Below are 21154 nucleotides of genomic sequence, written 5' to 3'. Positions count from 1 at the left end.
ATTTTTTTATCGCTGTTGAAAGGCTACTTTTACACCTAACCAAATATAAATCAAACCTGCAAATTTTCCGCTCCATTGTCCAAGTTCGGCAGTTCGCTTCATCAAACGGCCAATGGGGCGAACACTGATAGCAATCAAGGTTGTGTAAAGACAGCTCATGATCACAAATATCATACCTAGCAATAAAAATTGTACAATCACAGAACCCTTTTCAGGATGGACAAACTGTGGTAGAAAAGCTAAAAAGAAAATAGCCGTTTTTGGATTCAATACCTCTGCCAATACGGCTTGGCTATATGTTTGAAGACTTGATGCCTTTGAAACGGAAGGAAGGACTTGCTTATTAGGCTTTTCTGCAATAGCTTTAAGCCCCATATAAATCAAATAAACTGCCCCAGCATATTTGACAAGGTTAAATGCAGTAGCTGAAGTCATCAAAATGGTAGAAAGCCCCATAGCAGCAAACATTGTATGTATGAAATCACCTGTTGCAATGCCAAAACCTGTCAGTATCCCTGTTTTTCTACCTCCTCGTATCGTGCTGGATGTAGTTAAAAGCACCGCAGGACCAGGTACCAAAAACAAGCCTAAAACCACTACAACAAATGTTCCTAAAGTTGAAAACTCTAGCATTTAAACATCACTCCTTTTCCGGAACATCCATCACTATAACTATATTCCTAATATTTCCCTCTGTGTACAGGTAGCGAGAAGCAATTTCAAACCTGTTCAATCTCTAACCTTCTATGAGCTAGTCTTATTATTAATGTAGTATATTCACGTTCTGTTTGGCATTTGTTCACGAAAGCCAATTGTTTTGACTATATGGACATGATAAAATCCTCGAAACTCATATAATGCCTTACCCCCATTCCATTGTTCTAAATTCGCCAAAGAACGAAGACGAATAGTGCTAATGAGACCAAACTTGAAATGGTCCGAACATGGTTCCAAGCTGTCCATTTTAAATAGTAATCTTCCCATAGCGCCAAACTTTCTGCATCTGTAGCTATTATATTAGCTAATGCATCATTTAGTGGAACATTACATACCGCCGTAACCAGCAAACTTCCCAAAAGATAAAACAAACTACTAGCAAATATATAAATGGCATTGGGCTCTTGCCAATTTAATAATGAAATAATCACCAGTATGATACAAACAAGAGATGTCCCCATAAACACTGTAAAAAATAGCCGATTTAGCACAGCGCTATTTATGGACTGCATTGCTGAAATCCCTTGTTCTGGAGAAAGTCGTTGGAGAGCCTTCATAACAAATGCCGAAAATGCAAAGAACAATCCAGCAATCAACCCGGAGCCCAGTGATGCAATAAAAATTAGCATGGGAGTGAGTTTTTCGATTATATTTCATCCTCTCTTTGCGCATTCTCTTTAAGATTGATTGAAGGACAATTTCTCATCATTTCGTGTACCACTTGTTTAGGATTTTCGCTTTCAAATACAACATGATCAAACTCACATCCTTTTAATTGAAGCATGACTACTTGATCTGCGTGATGATAGGCTAAAAAATATTTCTTATCTTCAATTATAAATATTCCAGCTTTATAGCCAGTTGTTGTGATACCTGTTCTCTTTATAGCCGCTGCCCACGGAAAATGAAATTTCCCCACCCGAATTTCTTCAATTGAGCTATAAGGTATTTTGATCTCTTTCCTCAAGGTCAAAGCCGCTGTCCAACCCGAAATATTTAATCGTAACTCTTGATCTCCAGTCATAATTTGAAAACTCATCTTGTATCTCCTCCAATTTATATAGCTAATCATCGATGGTTTATTTAACCAGTAACCCGATGAAGGAAATCACATAGAAGACAATTCCTTTTAGGTTATTGTATTCCTTATGTTTAAGATACACCCTTTCGTCCTATTAAAGATTACTTTTTATATTGACTCTATAACTATTTCCCCCTCGCATGAAGGCACTTCAAATCCGTTTAAGTAAGAAGTTAAAGTATCTTCCGTGATAGGAAATGCTGCATTTGCATCAAATCTTTTACTCCGTATATCCAACCGTTTGCGAATAATTTCAGGGCTAACTTTCAAATAAATAAGTTTCCACTCACCCCCAGCTTCTTCAATTAGCTGTTTGTATCTATCTCGCTTGGCTTTTTGCCAAAAACTAAAATCAATAACAACCTCTCGTTTATCCTGAATTAGACGTATCAATTGATGTCGAAGCCTTCTTTCAGCTTCAATTTGATAATCTCCATATTTCTCTACAGGATAATCTATTCCATAACGTCCATTAACCTTCCAAATCTCTTCATCAATTGAAAGACGTACAAACCCTTCTGTTTCCATACGTTGTGCGAATGTGGTCTTCCCTGAACCCGCTACACCACACGTCATAATAATGCATGGATTTGAAGTTATTTGTCTTAATATGTCTTTTACATTTTCTTCAAAATTGGACAATACCTCACTCCTTAATAACTTCTCTTTTTTCTTCTATATATTCGGGTTCTTGTTCTTCTAAAGAGTCAAAATCAATATCTGGATGACCGCTTAATCATGAACCACAAATTTTACATATCTTCCATTTTCTCACATGTAAGCTGAATTCGTTTCCATATAATAGAATAAATGAGAGAACCTTTTGTTTGATTAAATGCGAAAGATTCCCCCATTAGTTTTTATTAAATAATTTGTTCTCACGATTTAGATCTTGTTGGTATAAAGGATCTATGTTTCCATGTTAAAAGCACTGTACCAGCCAAAAAGGCTAATACTCCTATTACATAAGGGAAATAAGTGTTAATATCAAATAAAATTCCTCCTAATATAGGCCCTACTACACTTCCTAGGCTTACATATGCATTGTTCATACCCGCAATAAATCCTTGCTCATTATTAGCTAATTTGGATAGCACTGTATTGATAACTGGACGCAGAATGGAAGTTGCTGTATATAGTAAACAAGTCAACAATAAGATAGTCCAAAAGCGTGTGGTGAACAAGAGAAATAAAAAACTAACCCCACCAGCTATCATTGTTCCGTTTATAACCTTCGATTCACCAAAGAGGGAGACCAGTTTATTCGTTAATAACAGTTGCACCATAACACTTACAAATGCTGCAATTGTAATTACCATTGCAATATCCTTTGCCGTATAGCCGAATTGTTTGTCAACAAACAGTCCAAAAATTGCTTCAAAAATGTATAAAGATACACTATAGAGAAATACCAAAAGCAACGGAACAACGTAAGGTACCCGAATGGAGCGTAATATTTGCTGTACCATTGGTTGGGGTGAAACGGTGTCCGCTTTCGTCATCTCCGTCTTTTTTTCTAACGTTTCAGGAAGTAAAAAAAAGGACAGTAAAAAGGAAACAAAGGAGATAACAGCTGCAAAATAAAAAGGTACATATAAACCATACGTTGTTAGAAAACCCCCAATACCAGGACCTATGACAAAACCAAATGATATGGAAGCATTAAGGAAACTTAACCCCTTAGCACGTTCTTCTTCTGTCGTTATATCAATAATACATGCCATAGCACCGGGAATTAACAGGGAGACTGCAATACCAGTTAAAAACCTTCCCAAAAAAAGCAACCAAAAATGAAAAGAAAAAGCAAAGAACAATTGAGATAAAGTAAGACAAATTAAACCAATCTCGATAATTCTTTTTCGGCCATAGCGATCAGCAAACCGTCCAGCAATGGGAGATAAAAATAACTGAATAATACCGTAAGTAGCAACTAATAATCCCATCATTTGTCCATTTGAATTAAATTTCTCCATAAAGGTCGGTAATATTGGGATAAGCAAACCAAATGCAGCCGTAGCGATAAACACACAAATCATTAAAAGAAATAATGTATTTATCTTACTAACCTTAAACATCAGAACATTCTCCTCTTTATGACACTCACCATTGAACTCATTTTAAATTCATTATCATTTTATAAAATGATAATAACATTCTGCATTTATACTGTCAATATGTAATAAAACTTTCTAATGCTCAGGATTTGATTAGTCGGACTTTTTTAGATAGCATATTTGTGATATAAATGTAGCCCCTAACAATCCGCTCCTATGAACCACTTTTCGGATTTTTCATCCTAATTTTTGGTTCATAGACAAGACACTTCTATGAACCACTTTCCTGCTTTTTAATCTGTTTTTTGGGTCGTAGACCCTCTCTACGAACCACTTTTCTGGTTTTTCACCTAAATTTAGGTTCATAGACACCCCTATGAACCACTTTCCTGTGTTTTAATCTGATAAAGACTATTAGGGCGCTAGCCGTAGAGAAGTGGTTCCTTTTATCAGTGGCAAAGTTTTACACTACTTTTTCCATTTCTTCTTCTGTCACTAAACATTGCTTTAACGAATCGATAATATGTTGCTTATCCATATTACTGCCAATAAAAACGAGTTCTGTCATTCGGTCGCCTGTTTCCTCATCCCAGTCTACAAACGAATCTGGATCTTCTGCTTTTAGTTCCTCCTGTTCTTCTTGAGAATAACTGGCTAACCATCTGCCGGCGTCTTCTAGAATTATCATTGATCCTGCTTGGGACAAGAATCCAGCTACATCATTTTTTGTTACTAGCCAGAAGAAGCCTTTTGCCCGCAGTATTGTTGATGGCCAATTCTCCAACCATTGTTGAAATCGCTCTGGGTGAAATGGCTTTCTGCATCTATAGACAAAGGAACTGATCCCGTACTCTTCGGTTTCTGGTATATGCTCCTCATTTAATTCTTTGATCCAGCCTGCTCCTTGACTGGCCTTTTCAAAATCAAACTGGCCGGTATTCAGTACTTGTACTGGATCGATTTGGCCCAATGTGGCCGGAATGATTTTCGCTTCCGGATTTAACGTATAGAGTAAATGCTTTAACTCCGTAATCTCCTCATCCGAAATCTTATCTACTTTATTTAAAACAATCACATTGGCGAATTCAATTTGATCAATTAGTAAATCAACAATCCCTCTTTCGTCGTCCTCAGATACATGCATTTTCCGATCCATTAGCAAATCCTCGGATCGATAGTCCTCCCAGAACTGTTGCCCATTCACAACAGTTACCATAGTATCAATCTGGAAAAGAGTCTGCAGGTCAACTCCTAATTCTTCGTCAGCATATACAAAGCTCTGCGCTACCGGGATCGGTTCCGATACACCACTTGATTCTATTAATACATAATCAATATCCATCCTTGCTAATTTCTCTAACTCTACGATCAAATCTTCCCGTAAGGTGCAGCATATACAGCCGTTTGTCATTTCCACCATATTTTCTTCTGTTCTGATAAAGCCACCTTCTTTTACGAGCCTTGCATCCACATTAATCTCGCTCATATCGTTAACAATAATCGCTATTTTTAACCCTTGCTGATTTTCAAGCAAATGATTAAGCAGTGATGTTTTACCGGCCCCAAGAAAACCACTTAAAACTGTCACTGGAATTTTTTTACTCATCCTTCTTTCTCCTCTCTTTCCCGGTCCAGATAGATGCGACTAGGTGTAGTACCTTTTTGAGATACATATTTCCCACTATACCCTTCCGTCGTCTGATCCACTTGCGCAATAACCAACTGACATACGCGCATACCGGCTTGCAACTGGACAGGCACACGGTTCGCATTAAACAATTCCAAGGTGATTTGACCAGAAAAACCCGGATCAATCCAACCGGCATTTTGAATAAAAACGCCAAGTCTTCCTACTGAGCTCCTTCCCTCTACAAAAGCAGTTAAATGATTAGGTAGACCAATTTGTTCCAATGTGGTTCCTAACATAAAGGTTTGGGGCGGGACCGTTATAACCCCTTCTTTTGTTACTTCTATTTCCTGATAATTTGCTGGTTGCTCAACCGATAAAAAAGGAGTGGATATGTCGTCAACGACTAGAAATTCCTCTCCTAGACACAAGTCAATAGAGGCCGGTTGAATGCTTAATTCTTGAAAAGGAGTGATGGACAACTGGTTGTCAGATACATACTGTTTTATTGTTTTTCCTGATAAAATCATCTGTATTTACTCCTAATTATGATAATTTCCAAGGAAATGGATTTCTAAATTGTGACCAATCCTCACTCATTTCCGACTCACTCAACAGACAACGGTCCAAGTCCTGCGTTATTTGCTAGCGCTCTAAATCCATTCCAATGAAAACAAGCTTTGTGTGGCGGTCTCCATATTGAGGATCCCATAACTCTCTGATTTCCGGATTATTTTCTACTAATTCCTTTTGGCGGGCTTTTGGTAATGAAGCTACCCAGTAAGCCAATGGCTCCACTTCTACAGAAGGACCTGCTTGAGAGAGCAATAATGCTATATCATGATGTGTGGCACACCATATTATCCCTTTTATCCGGACAATCTCTTTCGGTAAATCTTGATACCAGCTGAACAATCGCTCGGTATGAAAGGGTAATCTTGATGTATATACAAATGAACCAATTCCATATTCTTCAGTTTCTGGAGTATGATTTTCAATTCCTTCATTTAGTTCCTTTAACCAACCAGCTGATTCACTCGCCTTTTCAAAATCAAACAAACCGGTATTTAATATTTCTTCTGGCTCTACCTTACTATGTTGTGTACGGATAATATTCGCTTCAGGCTGTAGCTTGCGAATCACCTGCTCCAGCTTCTGTAGATCTTCCTCTTTTACCAAATCGGTTTTATTTAGTACAAGCACATTACAGAATTCGATCTGGTCAATTAATAAATCAGCAATATTTCGTTCATCCACGTCACTGACCGCCTGTTTCCTGTCAAGAAGCGAGTCACCAGATCCGAAATCATGCCAGAAGCGATTTGCATCAACCACTGTGACCATCGTATCCAAACGGCAGTATTTTGTCAGATCAATCCCCATTGTTTCATCAATATAAGAGAAGGTCTGGGCCACTGGAACTGGCTCACTAATTCCAGAGGATTCAATTAGAATATAGTCAACATCGCCTTTTCTTACGAGTTTTTCAACCTCTACTAATAAATCCTCTCGCAACGTACAGCAAATACAGCCATTGGACATTTCGACCAGCTTTTCCTCTGTCCGTGAAAAACCGCCCTGCGATTGAACCAGCTCACTATCAATATTGACCTCACTCATGTCATTGACGATCACCGCTACCTTTAATCCTTTCCGATTATGTAAAATGTGGTTCAATAAAGTTGTTTTACCGGCCCCTAAATAGCCACTTAATACTGTAACAGGTATATTTTTCATTCGTTCGTCCTCCTTTTAAAATAAGAAATACAAGCCAGCAGCTAGTAAAGCTGCACTTATAACACTTGTCAGCATTTGCTTCCCACCGATAGATAAGGCAGTTTTCCAGCCGAGTTCCTTACCAATTGTAAATAATGTCACTAGACATGCAGAAAGTGTAGAAGCTAAGTAAACAAGAATAAATATCTGACTGATTGACATGTTCATTAATAAACTACCCTGTCCCTCATTTAAGACAAGCAAGCCATCCTTTCTGATAAAAGAAAAGATTAAGCCTGATGCTGCCTCTGCAGGAAGGGAAAATAGAGATAATAATGGCATGGCAAGCCAGCCGAACATCGTTATCACATCTATTGCTTGTAGCACAGAAGCAACAAGACAGATGATTAAGAAGATAGGCATTGCCTGCAATAAAAATTTTTTGATCGATCCAGCAACTTTCCAGTAAAATGCCTGCCAATTTATTTTTTGAATATAAGGAAGTGGAGCGATACGTGTCAAATTGTTTGCCGCATTCCGATTCCAAATTCTTGTGTGAAACGCTCCGACTATAAATAACGTCAACAAATAAGGAATAAATAAAATTGGGGCATGAGCTGCATTAAAAATAGACAGTGTAGCTCCTATTTGATAACTACAGGCTGAGCCAAATGCAATCAGTGAAACACAAGATGTACGAGTACAAGCGCTACAGCTTCTGCTTTGAAAAACAGCAACCACATTACAGCCAAATCCAGTAATAACAGGAAGTAAATCCCTGCCTGTCAAACCAATTTTGCGCAGCCATGGATCGAGCGCACTTGTTATATGCTCCTGTATACCAGTTTCTTCAGTGAGGCTCGTCATAATGCTAATCAGCAGCACAACTGGAAAAGCCCATAAAAAAGAATAGGAGCCTAGAGTAATTAGCCCATAATCGCCCACCATAACATCAGCTAGAAAAGAAGGAGCCTGAACCGCCCAAGAAATAATTGGGGTAAGCAGATATTGCTCCGTTATTGGCTCCAGCCAGCTGACAAATAAATAGGCACCAAATACAGGCAAGGCAAATATAGCAAAAATAAATAAGCAAGCCAGCATTGGACCTGCTATTGGTAACCGAAATGCCGGGATTAATTGATTGATAGCATGAGGAGAGGGAGGGAGAAAGTCTAGAATGCTTTTCGTAGCCCCCCAAACCTTGGCCTCCCCAATGCATGCTATCACTTCTTCCTGTGCTGTATCATTCATCTCTCGCGTGTTAATCCAAACAACGGGGAGCTGCAATAATTCCCGCACTCGATTTTGTTCGGCCTGAGTTGGCAAATATAGGCTGGAGAAGTTTTTGGAACAACGGCGTTTAAATCAGTTTGGCCAAATCCTTGCGCAGGAAAAGAAGGCGTAATAAATTTCATTTCCTTAGGCCAACGTAAAAGAGAAGCCCCTACCTCATCTTTTTCCAAGACCAGATAGGATGCTTTCATTTGTTGCAGTAAAGCTGCGACACCGATTCCTGAAGGGCCAGCTCCTACAATAATGACATCATATATTTTATTCACAATACCTCTCCTAAATCATAATAATTACGATTTAAATCCCAGAAAAATTAAGCAAGACAATATTGAAAGCCCTCCTGCAATTCTTGATGATTCAGATGCTTTCCAATAAATACGACCTCGCTTTGCCGTTTTTCATCCTTCACCCACATATCACCTTCTGTACCTGCAAACAGCATGTGTACCCCTTGAAACACAATTTTTTTCTCAAGTTGCTTAATAAAAAGCACACCTTTGTAGCGATATAAACTTTCCCCTTTCACTTGGACTAAATAGGAAAACCATTTATTCACTCTCTCCAAGTCAAGCGGACGATCTTCTCGCAATACAAAAGATGTTACTTGCTGATTATGATGGTGGTGATGTGTTTCCGTTAATAAGCTGGGATCTATTTTCAAAATATTGTCTAAGTCAAAGGATTTATTCCCAATTAATGCCCCCGTTTCTACGTTTGCATATGTAGAATATAGCCGCTTCGCATTTGGATTCATAGCAATCAGCTGTTTTTCCAGCTCCTGCTTCTCAACTTCCGTAATGAGATCCACCTTATTTAAAAGTAAAATATCAGCAAAAGCAATCTGCTCACTTGGCTCCTCTTCGTTTAAATGTTGCTGTATATGACGTGCATCTATCATCGTAATCACGTTGTCAATGTCGAATGACTTCGCTGTTTGCTTATCCATTAGAAAAGTTTGAATAACCGGAGCAGGATTGGCCATGCCTGTTGTCTCAATCACAATCCGATCCAATTTTTCATCTTGTTTGATTAAATTACTTAATAAGTTAATTAAATCGCCACGCACATTACAGCAAATACAGCCGCTGTTTATCTCAATGATTTCTTCCCTTGTTGGGATCACAAGTTGACCATCAATGGATGTGTCGCCAAATTCATTAATGATGACAGCAACTTTTTGTCCAGACATGTCATGTAACAATTTATTTAATAGGGTTGTTTTTCCGGCACCTAAAAAGCCGGTTAAGATGGTTACCGGAATTGTGGTCTCTTGTGACAATCGTTTTTCCTCCTTACCCTGAACAAGAAAAGCGCAAGGCGCCTGCCTATCGGCGACAAGCAAATGTTCTGAGCCAAAGAAAAGCGTTTTTTGCCTTTCTTTGGCTCAGGTTATTTGACCTCGAGCCGATGGCGCCTGGAGCTGGACACCAATCGCAACGTAAACAGTTATCCACAAGCGGCAATTTTATAGTTTCCTTAACAAAGAAAAAACTGCTTTCCCCAAAGGGTGGAAGCATTCTTTTTCTTTCAGATCTTACATGTTTTTGTACCAGAGGGAAAATAGGATGTCGCTATTACCAGCTGGATTTCTTCACACCAGGGATTTGTCCTTTATGAGCGTATTCTCTAAAAGCGATACGGGACATTTTGAATTTCCTCATATATCCACGTGGTCTACCTGTAACCTCACAACGATTTTTCAAGCGTGTTGGAGAAGAATCCCGCGGTAATTTACGAAGTGCCTCATAATCCCCTTTTGCTTTAAGTTCTCTTCTTAGTTCTGCATATTGTTCAACCATTTCCTGGCGCTTTTTCTCTTTTACAATTTTGGACTTCTTAGCCATTTTACTGTTACTCCTTTCGGTTTTAACTCTTTATTTTCAATTATTTAAATAGTAATGATTACGAATTGGGATTCATTATACCTCACTCCCCCCTCTGTTGTAAATAGTAATCATTACGATTTATTTTTTAGTCTCACCTATTCTTAGTTCTTTACTTCTAGAAAATCCGCTTTCCCACAATAAAAGAAAGCTTAAAATGCGTGTTCAAAAAGGAGGATAAAAAGGACCGAGTCGGTTAAAAACGCTGACGTCCTGTCAGCAACACCGACACTAGTACATCCTGTACGTCGAAAGTTCGAGGCGGCGAAGCTTTGAGTACCGGACTTGCACAGGATGTGCTGACTTCTACGTTGCCCACAGGACGTGGGCGGTTTTAGTAGAAGTTCCTTATCCTAGTACATGAGGAGCGAAAAAGCGAGCCAACGAGCTTCCACAGGAGGTGGTGACTTCGACGTTCGACACAGAACGTGTCGATACTTAGTCGAAGATCCTTTATCTCGAAGTGTCATTTTTACCGGACTTTTTGACCATCCTCTTAAAACATTTCATCCACAAAGTCACTGATTACAGCAATCGCAGCCTTGCTTCCTTCACTGGCGGCAATTACAAGCTGAAAGGGGACAAATGTACTATCACCACAGGCGTAAACTCCTTTTAAACTTGTACGGTTATATGAATCTATTTTTATTCCATCCATATCATTCATTTCCAAACCAAGTTGCTCTGCAAAAGGGGCTGCCTGTTGCATATCATTAGCAACAAAACCTGCCTCTCTATGAAGTGAGTTACCATTCTTAAATTGAACACTCTTTAATTGCCCATTCTCTGTTGCTAATCGTAAGATTTCGTCTTCCACTACTTGGAAGTGTTTTTGCGCTAATATATCTTTTTCCTCTGAGGAAAAGATTTCCTTTCCATTTGTACAAATAACAATATCCGTGTTCCAATTTGAGAGCATTCTTATACCATGAAAAGCATGCTTCTGATCTGCAATATAAACAAGTGGGATATCTTTCAATTCCCAACCATCACAAAAAGGACAAACAAATAGGCTGGTTCCAAAGACATCGTGAATTCCTTCGATATCAGGCAGTATATCTTTCATGCCTGTTGCGAGAATAATCTTTTTGGCTTCATACTTCTCCCCGCTCTCCGTTTGAATATGAAAAGAAGATGGATTCTGGATAATATCCAGCACTCGCTCTTTTTGAAAGGATATATCAGGATACTTTTTTAGATCTGCATGTGCAGCCTTTCTAAAATCGGCTGGTTTGATAACATCTCTAGTAATAAAATTATGGGATTCCTGCGTAACCGCATTGCGCGGGGTATTATCGTCAAATAAGAGAACTTCTTTTCTTGCCCTTCCTAATACAAGTGCAGCATTTAATCCAGCAGGACCTCCACCAATTATTGCGCAATCATATAACATCTTCATCCACTCCTTTATTTGGTACAGGATCAAATCTGTATAATCCTTCGCTTACTATATCGTAATCATTACGATTTAACAATATATCTGCTTATTTCCATATTTTTTGAAAATTTGTATATCGAAAACATAAGCTTTTTGATTTACAATTATCACATACAGATAGTTGGTACATACAAAAAATATAATGAAAAATAGTCATTTAGAAAGGAAGTGTAGAAATGCTAATCGCCCTCATACTACTATCCATTGCATTAATAATTCAAACGGCTTACCTGATATACTACAAGAGCCAAGTGAAAGATATTGGAAATCAGTTGGCTTTTATTTCAGAGCATGACTCTTTCAAGTTTATTCAGACGCAAATCAAGCCTAAGGAGATTTATCGACTGATTGATTTATGCAACAGACTTCTTCGCAATCAAAGAAAACAGAATCAGGCATTTATAAAGAAAAGTGAGGAAATCAATGAGACGATCGTTAGTCTGTCTCATGATATACGTACCCCGCTTACATCACTTGATGGTTATTTGCAGCTAGCCGATCGCTCTGAAAATTCTAAAGAAAAAACGCACTATATTACGATGGCTCAGACTAGAATGAAACAAATTATTACGTTGGTAGATGAACTGTTTCTATATACGAAATTGCAAAACCCAGATTATAGTTTGGAGCTTGAATCAATTGACATCATGAATATATTGAAAAAACGCCTGTTCTTTTTTATTGAGGAGTTTTCCAAAAACAGCACTGCCCCTGACTTCGACCTACCAGAATCACCCGTCTATATAATGGGAGATAGAAATGCGTTGGAAAGAGTTTATGAAAATATTATCCGGAACTATTTTTCACATGGGGAAGGGAATTTAATCATTCATTATGAAGAAAATCAGAATGAAGTTCGGTTACGATTTCATAATTTGCTAAACCAGAGACAGTTAATCAATTTCAACAAAATATTTACCCGTTTTTACAAAGAAGATTCATCACGTAGCAACCCTTCTTCCGGACTAGGCCTGTCCATTGTAAAATCACTTGTGGAGAAAATGAATGGCTATGCCCACGCTGACTTGATAGATAATCAGTTTTGTATCAGTGTAGTTTTCAGAAAATAAGCAAAGGAGGATACATATGGAGGATGAGATGAAGCAGCCCCGTATTCTAATTGTCGAGGACGATGAACATATCAATAATATTATATATACCCTCCTCCAAAAGGAGAATTTCCTTTGTACTCAGGCCTATTCTGGCAGTGAAGGGAAAATGAACGTAGCTCGTCAAACCTATGACCTGATAATATTAGATCTCATGCTTCCTGGCTTATCCGGAGAAGCTTTTATGGGTGAATTAAGAACAAATTTAAAATGTGACACACCAGTCATTGTTTTGTCTGCGAAAGAAAAGCTGGATCATAAATTAAACTTATTCGATTTAGGAGCTGACGATTATGTCACCAAACCGTTTGAGGTAGAAGAATTACTCGCCAGAATAAATGTACATATTAAAAGAAGCGCAAAAAGTAAACTCATCACTTTATACAAGCATAAGAATTTAGTTTTAGATTGTAATACAATGAGCGTTACGATTCATAACTCAGAGTTAAATCTTACAAGACAAGAATATAAAATCATCGAACTTTTGCTAAAAAGCCCTACGCGTGTGTTTACAAAACAGGATCTATATGAATTGGCATGGGATGATGTCTACATCGGGGAAGATAAGACAATTACTGTTCACATTAGTAACATCCGCAATAAAATAAGACAATTTGATGAAGAGAATTATATCGACACCGTCTGGGGAATTGGCTTCAGGTTAAATAAATAATGTAAAACGTCAATCATTCCGTCAATGTTGTGCTCAACATTTCTTTGAACTTTCTTAACCTTTTCTTGGCGTTATATTAGCTTTCTTTTATTATATTAATGTCTAGGGAGGGTAGCCAATATGACAAATGAAATTATTGAAGTGAAGCAATTGACTAAACAATTCAAGTCAAAAATAGCTGTGAATAACGTGGATTTCAAAATACGAAAAGGAGAAATATTCGGATTGATTGGTCCGAATGGGGCCGGAAAATCCACCCTATTAAAAATGATTGGCGGGTTGATTTATCCATCTTCTGGAGAAATTCATTTATTTAATCATCATATAAAGGAAAATCATGCTTATTTTGAACGAATGGGTTTATTAATCGAGGATACTGGGGTGTTTCCTCATTATTCTGCCTACAAAAATCTTGATTTGATCGCTATTTCCTATGGACTGAAAAATCGCAAGAAATATATATATGATCTATTGAAGCTTGTTGGTTTGGATCATTCAAATAAGACTAAAGTAAAAAATTATTCTATGGGCATGAAGCAAAGGCTGGGAATTGCGGTTGCATTAATAGGCAGTCCGGATGTTTTGATTTTGGATGAACCAATCAATGGTTTAGACCCGCAAGGCATTTCTGAAATCAGAAAATTGATTTTGCAATTAAATAAAACGGGAATTACCATTATTATTTCTAGTCACATCTTAGAAGAGTTATCGAAAGTAGCAACGAAATATGTCATCCTTCATCATGGCAAGGTTATCGAAAATATTTCTAAGGAAGATTTGCTGCTTCAATGCGAAGATCGTATTGAATTAGAAGTAGACGAAGCAAAAATAGCGGTTCCGATTCTCGAAAATCACTTAGCGATCCATAGATACAAAGTAATCAATAATCGCACCATCTATGTATATGACCCACATGTCGAAAGCCAGCAAATCATTAAAAAATTGGCGGAAAACGAGATATTTGTTCACACCATTACAAAGCATAAACAAAGTTTGGAGCAATACTTTTTGGAACGGACAGGAAGCAGTGGTGATACACATGATTAATCTGCTCAAGATGGACCTTAATCGTTTTTTTTCGAATAAAATTATGTATGTGCTATTGGTTGTCTTCATTGCTTTTCAACTCTTTGGTATCTTTATGTTTAAACAATATGAGCAACCTGTTGAACAAGGAGGAATACTGATTAGCAGCATGAATGAAAGCCAATTTATTCAAATGATCCTGGCTCAAACACCCTCATGGGTATTAATGTACATTGCTGTATTCAGTGTCTACTTCTATATGAGCGAATATAACTCCGGATTTTATAAGAATTTTATTTCTATGAATAACGCACGGAGAAATTCTGTCATTTCCAAAATTCTAATTCTAGGAATATTCACCTTAATTATGTTCTTCGTGATGATTATTGCTGACCTGATTGGAAGATCGCTGTTCTTCGAGAATGGGGCTATCGGTGACTGGGGATACTTTACGAAATTACTGATTGGGCAGTTTTTACTTCATTGGGCATTTTCCATTGTCGTACTATGTACAGCCATGATAATCAAAAATGTAATCCCTAGCATCATAACTGGACTAATTCTAGGATTGAATGTTCTGGGATTGATGGCAAGTGCATTTGAGTCCATTATCAGTGATACAAATCTATCTTCCTACCTGTTGGTGAACACAATTGTCAGTATAAAAGATTTTAATCAAATAAACGATGTTATGCATGTAGCTGTTGTGGCAATCATTTTCTTCTTATTATTTTCTATTATCGCGGTCAAATATAAAATGAAAGAAGATTTGCGATAGTGTGACGATGGATACTAAATGTCCAATCGTGAACAGGTCTAGTCATGGCAAACAGAGAACCAGCAGACAGTGTTCCGATTCGGTATTTGCAGAAAAAAGAAAACATTATGTGGCCTATTCGCCGTCATGCTACTTTTATTCGCCGTCGCACCCTTTTTATTCGTCGTTAAGGCTTTCACAGCTGAGAGAGGTGTTTTTCTCTTCTTAGTTTTAGCAAAAATATCATTCAAGAGCGCGGTGTCTTAGCGGCAGATTCAAACAGCAACTTTCTGCCGCTTCATTCTGTGAGCTTCTCAGATCTCAATCTCGATTGTCGTTCCTCTGCCTTTGGCACTCGTTAATTGAACGATGCCTCCATGTGCTTCAATAATATCGCGGGCGATCGCCATACCAAGGCCTGTCCCATAAATATTGCTAGTGTTGGTTCCGCGATAAAAACGTTCAAATATTTGTTCTTGCTCCTCCTTAGCGATTCCTTTTCCATTATCCTTAATTATAATGCTATAACCTGTGACGATCACATCAACCTCGACATCGTCATCGTTATGAAGCAGAGCATTGTAGATAAAATTCAGTAAGGCACGTTTCATTAAGTGTTGATCAATATTCCAGTTAATCGTCGTAGCTGTACTATCATATTCAATATGCCCCGAACTAAATTGTGGATCATTTAATAAATCAATCACGATCTCACGGACAAAGTGTTCCATATTGGTCGGTTGCCGGTGAAGTCGTAATTCCTGATTTCGTAAGCGCATCGTTAAATTAAAGTCGTCAAGAAGATCTCTCATATAAAGAGACTGACGTTCGATCACCTCTGCATACTCTAGCCGTTCCATATCAGATAGATCTTCACTTCGTAATAATTCCGCATAGCCTCGAATGGAAGATAGCGGTGTTTTAATATCATGTGAGACATTGCTAATCCATTCATTACGCATTTTTTCTAGTTTTTGACGTTCCTGCTCGTGAGCCTGCATTGTTTCCGCCACATCATTCAAATTGGCAAAGACATGCTTATAAATTCCTGGTTTTTTCATTTTTTTCGTTATGAACACACGTTCCTTTAAGGAATGGATTCGATCAATCATCCGATTAACAGGCTTGGTTAAAATCGCGCTGAATAAAAAGCCTACAAGAGTAGCAATTAATAAATTGACAATAATAACCGCTCCAAGGAAACGAGGAATATAGGTTAGCATCCTTTCTCGATTAACCATCATAACATGGCGTTCATCTTGGGAGTTAGGAACAATCACCAAATAGTTGTAATCCTCGTATTCTCCGATAAAATACGTATTTAAGTCATCATCCATATACTTATATTTATGAATAAGCTCCATGGGGCTATAGTGTTCCGGCGCATCCTCAGGTGCTTGATAAGAATCAATCACATTACCATTTAGATCGAGAATTTGTAACCAAGCACCAAATTGGGTTAAAGCTTCTTGGCCAGTAGATGAAACAACTAGTTCATCGCCATTCAATTGTAAATATTTCTCAAAAGACCGGGTGAAATCTTCCCCAGAATTACGATCAAAATCAGTGTTCCTATATTCACTCTGATAAATGAGAAATCCAAACAAAATGATTGTATTTACAACAAATACAATTAAAACAATACTAAGCACAGATAATAAATATCGCAGCGTAAATTTCCATTTCAATCTATCTCACCTGCTTCCATCCTCTTATTCTCGGCTGTCCATTATTGTGGGATAAAACGATAACCTAGCCCCTTAACTGTGAGAATATGCTTTGGTTTCGATGGAGAATCTTCCACTTTTTCTCGAAGTCGCCGAATATGTACCATTAAGGTATTATCAGCGCCAAAGAAATCCTCTCCCCAAACGGTGCTGAATAATGTTTCTTTGCTTAAAATTTGATTAGGATGACGAAGAAAGCAGGCCATTAATCCGACTTCTTTTGCTGTTAACTCTAATCGTTGTCCATTCTTAGTAATTTCCGTTTCTTCTGTGTTCATCTTAAATATCCCAACAGTTTTCTCCGTTTTTTCTGTAGTTTGAACACTAGATTCCATTGTATACATCCCTGCACGTCGAAGCTGAGCTTTTACACGGTAAGCCATTTCTTTTGGACTGAAGGGTTTGGTAATGTAATCATCCCCGCCGATCGCCAGTCCAAGTATCTTATCCACTTCATCTGACTTCGCAGAGAGAAATAAAATAGGAATCCGAGATGTCTCCCTAATCTTACGACAAAGATCGTACCCCTCCCCATCTGGAAGCATGATATCTAAAATAGCGATGCTAGGGGCAAACTGCTCGAATTTCTCCCACCCCTCTTGTAAAGTGCCAGCTGTTTCTACTTCAGCAAAACCTTCCTTCTTTAAAGCAGTCTTCATCAACTGACATAAATCCCTTTCGTCATCGACAATTAATATACGTGGTGCCTCCATATTTCTCATCCTTTCACGATACACATCCTATTTAACTCTTATCATAACAGCTTTTTATCGAGGAATACCTGATTTAAGAATTTTGTAAGGTAGACGTGAATTTTATGTAAGGGTGGCGAAGTATAGTGAAAGTATCAGAAAGAGGTGCATAACAAATGGAATATGTATTAAAAGTAAACAATGTCGAAAAAATTTATGGAAAAGGCACGAATACCTTTAAAGCCCTTGAAAATATCTCATTTACCATTGAACCGGGTGAATTTGTTGGAGTAATGGGACCATCTGGTGCTGGGAAGTCGACTTTATTAAATGTATTGGCAACCATTGACTCCCCGACCCATGGAGATATCTTTATTGAGGAAGATAATATTGCCAAGATGAAGGAAAACAAGCTGGCAGACTTTCGTCGAGATCATTTAGGGTTTATTTTTCAAGATTATAACTTATTAGATTCTCTAACAGTAAGAGAAAATATCCTATTACCACTTGCGATTGCCAAGCAGCCTGCAAACGAAATTAAAGAAAAAGTAATTGCTGTGGCTAAAACATTTGGTATTGAAAATTTATTAGATAAATATCCTTATCAAATTTCAGGTGGACAAAAGCAACGAACTGCTTCATGTCGTGCGTTAGTAACAAAGCCAAAATTATTATTTGCAGATGAGCCTACAGGAGCACTTGATTCCAAGTCAGCAACTGATTTATTAGAGAATCTAAGTTCCTTAAATTCAGAACAGGAAGCAACGATCATGATGGTCACACACGATGCCTACGCAGCTAGCTTCTGTCGCCGAATACTTTTTATTAAAGATGGCCAATTATCGAAAGAAATGATTCGGGGGAATCATACACGCAAGGAATTTTTTCAATTCATTTTAGACGAATTGGCGGAATTAGGCGGTGATGGACATGACGTTGTTTGAGTTGGCCGCAAAAAATATCAAACGCAATATCAAACATTATGCACTTTATATTGGGGCAACGGTGTTTTCAATCATTATTTACTTTACTTTTGCTACTTTAAAGTATAGCGATAATATCAGTGGTTTAGCAGAAACATCAAGACAAACTAAAAGTATTATGAGTGCTTCCGCCTTTGTACTAATGATCTTTGTGGCTATTTTCATCCTATATTCCAATACATTTTTTATGAAAAAAAGGAAAAAAGAAGTGGCGCTCTATTCTTTATTAGGGGTCAGAAAAAGAACAATCGGCTTCTTGCTTTTCTTTGAGAATATGATGATTGGAATTATTTCATTAGTTATTGGTGTAGTACTGGGATTCTTTTTATCGCAATTACTTTTGCAGATTTTATTGAAGTTAATGGGAATGGAGATGACACTTGGGCTGACTATCTCTGCTAGTGCTATTCTCAATACAGTGGGTGTATTTTTTGCCATATTCCTAGTTACGTCATTACTGGGCTATCGTGTTATTTATCAATTTAAGTTGATTGATTTGTTTCAGGCAGCTAAAAAGGGTGAGGAACAGCCTAAAGCTCAGATAATTGCTGTATTGACTGGTGTGTTAGCTTTAATTTTGGCTTATTGGATCGCATTACAGGATTTTGTAACCTCAGAGGTGTGGCGGGTCTTGGGTATTGCAACACCACTTGTGGTTATAGCATTAACGATTATTGGGTCTTACCTGTTATTCAATAGCGTGTTCGTTTACGTATTAAATAAAATGAAGAAAAGAGAAATTTGGGCATGGAAAGGTCTCAATTTGATGACAGCTTCACAGCTCCTCTATCGCATTCGCGGAAATGCAAAGACATTAACGATTATCGCTACCTTAAGTGCGACAACGATTACTGCTGGTGGAGCAGTGTTCGGCATGTATTATAACACAGATAAGAATATCGAAGCTTATGCGCCATTTTCCTTTATGTGGCAAGGACCACAATATGAAATACAAGATGAATCGGTAGAAGCAAATATTGAATTTGAAACAAAAAATATTCGCGTGCCTGGTGAGGAAATGGATAAAGAATACTATATCATTGATCAATCCACATTTACTCAACTTGCCAAAGCATTAGAGTGGGATGATATTGAGCAAATTCATCAGAAACAGACAGAGGCACTGTTGATTGAGCCTTTCTATGATGAACGCTGGTCAGTGAAAACTGAAGAAGTAGCACTGGGTGATGACCAGTATCAGATTCAAAAAATGTATCCCAAGTCTATTTTTAATGTAGAAGTACTACCAGGAAGCGTGCTTGTCTTAGGTGATGAACAATATCAAGCGCTCGCTGGAGGAGCAACAAAATTCCATGCTGTTCAATTGGATAATTATAAGAAACATGCCGATTTATCTAAACAATTAGCTTCTTCACTTGATACCGAGAACTTTTCAAGTGCACTTAGGGATTATCAAGAGTCATTAAAAGCTTCAGGTAGCCAATTGTTTGTCGGTAGTTTCCTAGGGTTAGTGTTCTTATTAGCAACAGGAAGCATTATTTTCTTCAAGATGATGACAGAGGCAGAAGAGGATAAAAGTAAATACGAGATTCTTTATAAAATTGGCGTATCAAAACAAGAAATGAAGCGGACAATCCGTTATCAAATGGGATTGGTTTTTATCGCCCCATTATCCCTTGGAATAATGCATGGCGCTGTCGCTTTAACTGCCTTTTCAAACTTATTGCACATGAACTTATGGGAACCAGTCCTATGGTGGATGCTCGCTTATACATTTGTCTATATCATTTATTATTTTATTACTGTTCAAGGGTTTTATCGAACAACGATTCAGGAGGGGAATTAATTTGAAAAAGATAATTACTGTAATTGGTGTGTTAGTTTTATTAGTCGGAGCTGCAGTGGTGTTGCTAACAGTTGATTTCAATCGCTTGGGGAAAGAGCATGTATATGTAGAAGTAATTGAACCAACAGACATAGCAGAAGATAAGCTAGACAACGGAGATATTATGACTAGGTATTGGTACAATCAAACGGCGTATAATGAAAAAGGGAAAGCAGTAACAGTAGAATTCTCTGCTCCCAAGGAATTACGTCAAGGTGCTTATTTAATGCTCTATTTAAAGAAAGGCAGTGAAGTCACTTCTTTTGATGAAGTGCAATGGAAAGAGATTCCAAGCGAAACACAAACAAAGATAAAAGAAGAGAATGCTTAATTATCGTAAGGAATTCATCAGGAGCTTAAGAAAAGCTCCTGATGAATTTATGCTTGAGCATAGGTATTGGCCATCTTCTCTGAATTTTAAATACATCCAAAACACAAACCTCCTCATTTGTTTTATTTCAAGACAAATGAGGAGGTTTTTATAATCATATTTTTAATTTATTATGAATTCATTCCGTATTTGAACAATAAC

Annotated in this window: 22 protein-coding genes and 1 pseudogene; 8 read left to right on the top strand and 15 right to left on the bottom strand. The window is 37.7% G+C overall.

Going from position 1 to position 21154, the window contains the following annotated elements:
- Positions 1 to 6 precede the first annotated feature (6 nt).
- The 13 genes and pseudogenes from IPU53_RS15620 to IPU53_RS15560 form a co-directional block, all read right to left on the bottom strand.
- On the bottom strand, positions 7 to 633 hold the full coding sequence (locus IPU53_RS15620) for a LysE family translocator (RefSeq protein ID WP_207451948.1): 627 nt from the start codon (positions 631 to 633) through the stop codon (positions 7 to 9).
- A gap of 248 nt (positions 634 to 881) precedes the next feature.
- Positions 882 to 1301, bottom strand: coding sequence for an anthrone oxygenase family protein (locus IPU53_RS15615; protein ID WP_242698336.1), 420 nt, complete (start codon positions 1299 to 1301; stop codon positions 882 to 884).
- A 62-nt stretch (positions 1302 to 1363) separates the two neighbouring features.
- Positions 1364 to 1756, bottom strand: a complete 393-nt coding sequence (locus tag IPU53_RS15610; protein ID WP_207451946.1) for a PH domain-containing protein — start codon at positions 1754 to 1756, stop codon at positions 1364 to 1366.
- A gap of 150 nt (positions 1757 to 1906) precedes the next feature.
- A complete protein-coding gene (locus IPU53_RS15605) occupies positions 1907 to 2440 on the bottom strand; it encodes an AAA family ATPase (protein WP_278253295.1) in 534 nt (177 codons plus the stop codon).
- A gap of 236 nt (positions 2441 to 2676) precedes the next feature.
- Positions 2677 to 3873, bottom strand: coding sequence for an MFS transporter (locus IPU53_RS15600; protein ID WP_207451945.1), 1197 nt, complete (start codon positions 3871 to 3873; stop codon positions 2677 to 2679).
- Between the two features lie 442 nt (positions 3874 to 4315).
- Entirely contained in the window at positions 4316 to 5458 is a 1143-nt protein-coding gene (locus IPU53_RS15595; RefSeq protein ID WP_207451944.1) for a GTP-binding protein, read from the bottom strand.
- Positions 5455 to 6009, bottom strand: coding sequence for a dCTP deaminase (dcd, locus tag IPU53_RS15590; protein WP_207451943.1), 555 nt, complete (start codon positions 6007 to 6009; stop codon positions 5455 to 5457). Before dcd ends, IPU53_RS15595 begins: the two co-directional genes overlap by 4 nt.
- A gap of 16 nt (positions 6010 to 6025) precedes the next feature.
- Positions 6026 to 7216: pseudogene (locus IPU53_RS15585) on the bottom strand (GTP-binding protein).
- A gap of 15 nt (positions 7217 to 7231) precedes the next feature.
- Positions 7232 to 8446: a nucleoside recognition domain-containing protein gene (locus IPU53_RS15580; protein ID WP_242698335.1), complete on the bottom strand. Its 1215-nt coding sequence runs from the start codon at positions 8444 to 8446 to the stop codon at positions 7232 to 7234.
- Entirely contained in the window at positions 8443 to 8754 is a 312-nt protein-coding gene (locus IPU53_RS15575; protein WP_313886502.1) for an NAD(P)-binding domain-containing protein, read from the bottom strand. Before IPU53_RS15575 ends, IPU53_RS15580 begins: the two co-directional genes overlap by 4 nt.
- A 47-nt stretch (positions 8755 to 8801) precedes the next feature.
- A complete protein-coding gene (locus tag IPU53_RS15570; RefSeq protein ID WP_207451942.1) occupies positions 8802 to 9767 on the bottom strand; it encodes a CobW family GTP-binding protein in 966 nt (321 codons plus the stop codon).
- 295 nt (positions 9768 to 10062) lie between these two features.
- Entirely contained in the window at positions 10063 to 10332 is a 270-nt protein-coding gene (gene rpsN / locus IPU53_RS15565; protein WP_207451941.1) for a 30S ribosomal protein S14, read from the bottom strand.
- A 535-nt stretch (positions 10333 to 10867) separates the two neighbouring features.
- Positions 10868 to 11764 carry an NAD(P)/FAD-dependent oxidoreductase gene (locus IPU53_RS15560; RefSeq protein WP_207451940.1) on the bottom strand — a complete coding sequence of 299 codons (897 nt, stop codon included), beginning with the start codon at positions 11762 to 11764 and terminating at the stop codon, positions 10868 to 10870.
- A 221-nt stretch (positions 11765 to 11985) separates the two neighbouring features.
- On the opposite strand from IPU53_RS15560, the gene IPU53_RS15555 reads away from it, so the two are divergent.
- From IPU53_RS15555 to IPU53_RS25300, 5 genes are all read left to right on the top strand, one after another.
- Positions 11986 to 12879, top strand: a complete 894-nt coding sequence (locus IPU53_RS15555) for a sensor histidine kinase (RefSeq protein WP_207451939.1) — start codon at positions 11986 to 11988, stop codon at positions 12877 to 12879.
- A gap of 16 nt (positions 12880 to 12895) precedes the next feature.
- Positions 12896 to 13591 carry a response regulator transcription factor gene (locus IPU53_RS15550; RefSeq protein WP_242698334.1) on the top strand — a complete coding sequence of 232 codons (696 nt, stop codon included), beginning with the start codon at positions 12896 to 12898 and terminating at the stop codon, positions 13589 to 13591.
- Between the two features lie 120 nt (positions 13592 to 13711).
- Positions 13712 to 14638, top strand: a complete 927-nt coding sequence (locus IPU53_RS15545; protein ID WP_207451938.1) for an ABC transporter ATP-binding protein — start codon at positions 13712 to 13714, stop codon at positions 14636 to 14638.
- The gene (locus IPU53_RS15540; protein ID WP_242698338.1) at positions 14631 to 15395 is read left to right on the top strand and encodes an ABC transporter permease; all 765 of its coding nucleotides are present in this window, start codon (positions 14631 to 14633) and stop codon (positions 15393 to 15395) included. Before IPU53_RS15545 ends, IPU53_RS15540 begins: the two co-directional genes overlap by 8 nt.
- A 44-nt stretch (positions 15396 to 15439) precedes the next feature.
- On the top strand, positions 15440 to 15565 hold the full coding sequence (locus IPU53_RS25300) for a hypothetical protein (protein ID WP_278253294.1): 126 nt from the start codon (positions 15440 to 15442) through the stop codon (positions 15563 to 15565).
- A 123-nt stretch (positions 15566 to 15688) separates the two neighbouring features.
- Here IPU53_RS25300 and IPU53_RS15535 read toward each other — a convergent pair whose 3' ends face one another.
- The gene (locus IPU53_RS15535) at positions 15689 to 17062 is read right to left on the bottom strand and encodes a sensor histidine kinase (RefSeq protein WP_207451936.1); all 1374 of its coding nucleotides are present in this window, start codon (positions 17060 to 17062) and stop codon (positions 15689 to 15691) included.
- A 41-nt stretch (positions 17063 to 17103) separates the two neighbouring features.
- A complete protein-coding gene (locus IPU53_RS15530) occupies positions 17104 to 17814 on the bottom strand; it encodes a response regulator transcription factor (protein ID WP_207451935.1) in 711 nt (236 codons plus the stop codon).
- 155 nt (positions 17815 to 17969) lie between these two features.
- On the opposite strand from IPU53_RS15530, the gene IPU53_RS15525 reads away from it, so the two are divergent.
- Genes IPU53_RS15525 through IPU53_RS15515 form a run of 3 tightly spaced genes read left to right on the top strand, consistent with a single transcriptional unit; the run spans position 17970 to position 20953 of the window.
- A complete protein-coding gene (locus tag IPU53_RS15525) occupies positions 17970 to 18737 on the top strand; it encodes an ABC transporter ATP-binding protein (RefSeq protein ID WP_207451934.1) in 768 nt (255 codons plus the stop codon).
- On the top strand, positions 18724 to 20583 hold the full coding sequence (locus tag IPU53_RS15520; RefSeq protein ID WP_207451933.1) for an FtsX-like permease family protein: 1860 nt from the start codon (positions 18724 to 18726) through the stop codon (positions 20581 to 20583). The genes IPU53_RS15525 and IPU53_RS15520 overlap by 14 nt, the downstream gene beginning before the upstream one ends.
- A 1-nt stretch (position 20584) precedes the next feature.
- Positions 20585 to 20953, top strand: coding sequence for a YxeA family protein (locus tag IPU53_RS15515; RefSeq protein ID WP_207451932.1), 369 nt, complete (start codon positions 20585 to 20587; stop codon positions 20951 to 20953).
- Positions 20954 to 21154 lie beyond the last annotated feature (201 nt).

Source organism: Bacillus sp. SD088, assembly GCF_017355205.1.
Taxonomy (GTDB): domain Bacteria; phylum Bacillota; class Bacilli; order Bacillales; family Bacillaceae_C; genus Lederbergia.
Note: the sequence above shows the minus strand (reverse complement) of the source record. Positions and strands in the feature narration are given on the sequence as shown.